General features: G+C 46.8%; 3 protein-coding genes. All 3 read right to left on the bottom strand.

Annotation, left to right across the window (positions count from 1 at the left end; genetic code table 11):
- A partial coding sequence (locus KDK16_RS05635; protein WP_257275070.1) for an F-box/WD-40 repeat-containing protein occupies positions 1 to 681 on the bottom strand: 681 nt, incomplete at its 3' end.
- A 226-nt stretch (positions 682 to 907) separates the two neighbouring features.
- Positions 908 to 2572: an F-box/WD repeat-containing protein gene (locus tag KDK16_RS05630; RefSeq protein ID WP_257275069.1), complete on the bottom strand. Its 1665-nt coding sequence runs from the start codon at positions 2570 to 2572 to the stop codon at positions 908 to 910.
- A gap of 168 nt (positions 2573 to 2740) precedes the next feature.
- On the bottom strand, positions 2741 to 4543 hold the full coding sequence (locus KDK16_RS05625; protein ID WP_257275068.1) for an F-box-like domain-containing protein: 1803 nt from the start codon (positions 4541 to 4543) through the stop codon (positions 2741 to 2743).
- Between the last annotated feature and the right edge of the window lie 191 nt (positions 4544 to 4734).

The raw sequence follows: 4734 nt of genomic DNA, 5'->3' as shown, positions 1-4734 counted from the left end.
ATGACGGCCATTGGGACTGAAGGTGGCTGATGTGACCGGTTCGTTATGGGAAAAGGTGGCTTTTGTCTTCCATGATCCACCGGTCTTCTGGCCATAGATTTTCACCTTTGCACCCAAATCACAGGTCACTGCGTAGCGGCTATCGGGGCTGAATTTGGCTCCGTTGACAAATCCATGTTCGGACTTTTTGGTTTTTTTCTCTAACTTGAATTTTTCGCATTGAGACATCAGCTTACTGTTGGTGAAAAGGAGCAGAGCTGGAAAGTAAGTACGGTTTTGTTGTTCTATGAGTGACTCGACAGTGTCCCTATTCGCAAACGGCTTCAACCAATCACGAAGTTGTTGACTGTCTTTTGTCATAACGATGGTTTTTAGTTGATATTGGCGTGGTGAAGGAAACCGCCGAAACCATGCTATTTCCAGAGCTTTATTGTTTTTGACAAGATCGCGAAGGTATACACATACCTTTGCTATACGGGTAATGTCTCGAAATTCTAAATAGCAAATAATTTTGGCATGTACCTCTTCAGGCAAATGGAAGAATGTAGGTTCAATGTTGTCCTGTACCCTAATATCCCTGCCCAGACTGACAGCTGTTTGCGCTCTCTCCAATCGAGGTTGCTCGGGTATTAGCGAGAGTGAAGCGCCAATAATGCTGGAATTGCTGTTCGTAAGGTGCATGTCTGTTTCTCCAAAGCTCCAAAGTCAGTATTTATCCTCGTTTTGAAGGGATATTTAAAAATGATTGAAAGGTTAGAACTGGCTTTAGGATGAAAGTTCATAACACTAAGGTCAGTGAAACTAACCAGGAACAGCGCCCTGATCCGGGAAAATGCTTTGCATGGTCATTTCTGCAAAAAGTGCTTCTAATGGTCCCCTGCCGTTAACGGGTTTTTCGCTCATCCGATTATCCATCTTTGCCAAATAGTTCAGTGATTCTCGCGGTGTAATCATAACTGACGGTCAACACATATCGGCTATCGCCGCTGAAGGTGGCTGAGCTGAGTTTATCCTTGTGTGAAATGATGGCTTTTTCCAGCCATGATCCATTGCCCGCCTGACCATAAATTTTCGCCGTATTGTCGCCACTGGCGGTCACCACATGGCAGCCATCGGGACTGAAGGTGGCTCTTCGGACGAGGTCTTTGTGGTAAATAGTGCCTCTTACTTCCCATGATCCATCGGCCTGCAGGCCATGGATTTTTGCCGTGTGATCGTCACTGGTGGTCACCAGATGGCTGCCATCGACACTGAAGCTGGCTGAGTTGATCCAATCCTTGTGGGTAATGTTGGCTTTTTCTTCCCATGATCCATCAGTCTGCAGGCCATGGATTTTTGCCGTGCGATCGCTACTGGTGGTCACCACAAGACTGCCACCGGGGCTGAAGCTGGCTGTGTTAACCGCCTCTTTGTGTTGAATGGTGACTTTTTCTTCCCATGACCCATCGTCCTGCAGGCTATAGATTTTTGCCGTGTGATCCCCACTGGCGGTCACCACATGGTCGCCATCGGCGCTGAAGGTGGCTGAATAGACTGTATCCTCATGGGAAATGGTGGTTGTGACTGCCCATGATCCATCGTCCTCCTGACCATAGATTGTCGCAGCTTTATCTTCACTGACGATCACCAAATGACGGCCATCGACACTGAAGCTGGCGGAGATGACCGGAGTATTATGGTTAATAGTGTATTCAGCTTCCCATGATCCATCGGTCTCCTGGCCATAGATTTTCACCGTCTTATCCTCACTGGCAGTCACCACATGGCTGCCATTAGCACTGAAGGTGGCTGAGCGGATTCGATCCTTATGGGAAATGATGGCTTTTACCTTCCATGCTCCATCATCCTCCAGACGACAGATTTTCGCCTCGCCATCGTGACTGGCTGTCACCACATGACGGCCATCATTACTAAAGGTCGCTGATATGATCCAGTCAGTATGGAGAATGGGGGCTTTTTCTGACCATGATCCATCGGTCTTCTGACTAGCGATTTTTGCTGTTTTATCCAAGCTTGCGGTCACCACATGGCAGCTATCAGCGCTGAAGCTGGCTGTGATGATATAGCGTGAATGGGTAATTTGGGCTTTTGTCACTGGCTTGAATATTTCACATTGAGACATCAGTTTACTGTTGGTGAAAAGTAACAAAGCAGGAAAATGAATATTCTTTCGTTGTTTTATGAGAGACTCGACAGTGCCCGTATCCGCAAACGAGCTCAACCAATCACGGAGTTGTTGGTCATCTTTTGCCGAAAAGAAGGTCTTCATTTGATATTGGTTTGATAAAGAAAACCGACGATACCAGGCTCTTTCCTGAGCTCTCTCTTTTTTAACAAGAGTGTGAAGGTATTTGCATACCTTTGCTAAACGGGCAACCCCTCGAACATCCAAATAGCGAATAATTTTGGACTGAATCTCTTCAGGCAAATGGAAAAATGTGGGTTGTATTTTGTCCTGTACAGCCACTTTCCTGCCCAGACTGAAACCCGTTGGCAGAACTTCCAATCGAGTTCGTTTAGGTGGTGGCGAGAGTGAGCCGTCAATGCCGGAAATGCTGTCCATAGTTGTCATACCTTATTTCTGAAGGGCTCAAAGTCATTATTTATCCCGGGTTAGAGACGACATTTAAAATTGATTGAAAGATTAGAACTGGTTTTAGAATGAAAGTTCATAAAATTGAGGTCAGTGGAATCAGGCAATAACAGCGCCCTGATCCGGGAAAGTTTTACGCTCATCCGATCATCTATCTTTCCTTCCTTTCCTACTGAGTTCAGTGATTCTTGCTTTGTTATCTCTACTGACGGTTAACACATTTCGGCCATCGGTGCTGAAGGTGGCTGAGGTGACCGCTCTCTCGTGGGAAATGGTGGCTTTTCGTCGCCATGAACCATTGGCTCTCAGAGCATAAATTATCGCGGTTTTGTCGCAACTGGCCGTCACCAAAAGGCAACCATCGGCACTAAAGGTGGCTGAATTGACCCAGCCTTTGTGGACGATGGTGACTTTTTTTACCCATGATCCATCGTCCTCCCGACCATAAATTTTCGCCGTGTTATCTTTACTGGCAGTGACTAAATGGCGGCCATCGGTGCTGAATGTGGCTGAGTTGATGAAAACATCATGGGAAATCGTGGCTATTGCTTGCCATGATTCATCGTCCTGAAGGCTACATATTTTCGCAGTATCATCAAAACTGATGGTGACCAGATGGCGGCTATCGGCGCTGAAGGTGACTGATATGACAGGACTCTTATGGGTAATGGTGGTTTTTACTTCCCATGACCCATTGTCCTTCTGGCTATAGATGTTCAGCGTGTCATTTTCACCGTTGACCGTTATATGACGGCTGTCGGGACTGAAGCAGGCCGAAATAAGCGAACCGATCGGATTGCTAAGGTTAATGGCGGCTTTTACTTCCAATGAGCCATTGTCCCCCCAGCTAAAGATTTTCAGAGTTTCATTTTCAGCGGGGAGTAACACATGACGACCACTGGGGCTGATTGTGGCCAACGGGGCCGCCACCTCAAGGGTATTGGCGGCTTTTACCTCCCATGATCCATCGTCCATCAGACCGTAGATTTTCAAAGTTTTATCCGTACCGGCCACCACTGCATGACGACCATCGGCGCTGAAGCTGGACGACAGGGTCGTAGCATTATGGTTAATAGTGTATTTTGCCTGCCATGATCCATCGTTCTCCTGACCATAGATTTTCATCGCGCCATTGAAAATGACGTTCACATAGCGGTCATCAGCACTGAAGGTGGCTGACCCGATCCTGCCCTCATGGGTAATGGTGGCTTTTAATGCCCATGAACCATCGTCCAGCTGACCATAGATTTTCGCAGCCCTACTGTCTTTACCGACGATCAGCATATGACGGCTGTCGGCGCTGAGGATAACCGCACAGATCCGACCATCGTGGTTAATAGTGGCTTCTGATTTCCATGAGCCATCGGTCTTCTGGCCAAAGATTTTTACCGTATTATCAAAACTGGCGGTCACCAGGTGGCTGTTATTGGCGCTGAAGGTGGCTGTGAAGATACCTCGACGATGGGTAATTTCGGCCCTTGTCTTCAAGTTAAATCTTTTATACTGAGCCATCAGTTTACTGTTGGTGAAAAGAAGCTGAGCAGGAAAATAAGCACCATTTTGTTGCTTTACGACTGAATTGACAGTGTTCTTATTCGCAAACGGACTCAACCAATCACCGAGTTGTTGACTGTCTTTTGTCGCAATGATGGTCTTCAGTCGATAGGGGTAGGGTGAAGAAAACCGGCGATACCACGCTCTTTCCTGAGCTTTATCTTTTTTTACGAGGTCGTGGAGATATTTGCATACCCTGGCTAAACGGGTCACCCCGCGGAAATCCAAATAGCGAATAATTTCGCCATGAACCTCTATGGGTAAGTGGAAGAATGTGGGTTCAATTTTGTCCGGTAAAGTCACTTCCCTGCCCAGACTGAAACCCGTTGGCACCCCTTCCAATCGAGTTCGTTTAGTTGGTGGCAAGGAGCCGATAATGTCGGAAATGCTGTCCATAGTGTTCGTACCTGATTCATCCCGGGTTCCAAAGTCAGTATTTATCCTCGTTCGGAAAGGGCATTTAAAATGGATTGAAAGCTTAGAGCCGGTTTTAGAAATGAAAGTTCATAACGTGGAGGTTAGTGAAACTAAACAAAAACACGCTTAATTGGAGGTCGTTTCAGAAACAGCCTGTACAGAAAACCACT

The organism is Endozoicomonas sp. SESOKO4, from assembly GCF_024606275.1.
This window is presented reverse-complemented; position numbering and strand designations above follow the sequence as displayed.

Excerpts from the sequence above, each read along its gene's own strand:
- KDK16_RS05630 (WP_257275069.1), bottom strand. The coding sequence starts at position 2,572 with ATGACAACTATGGACAGCATTTCCGGCATTGACGGCTCACTCTCGCCA.
- KDK16_RS05625 (WP_257275068.1), bottom strand. The coding sequence starts at position 4,543 with ATGGACAGCATTTCCGACATTATCGGCTCCTTGCCACCAACTAAACGA.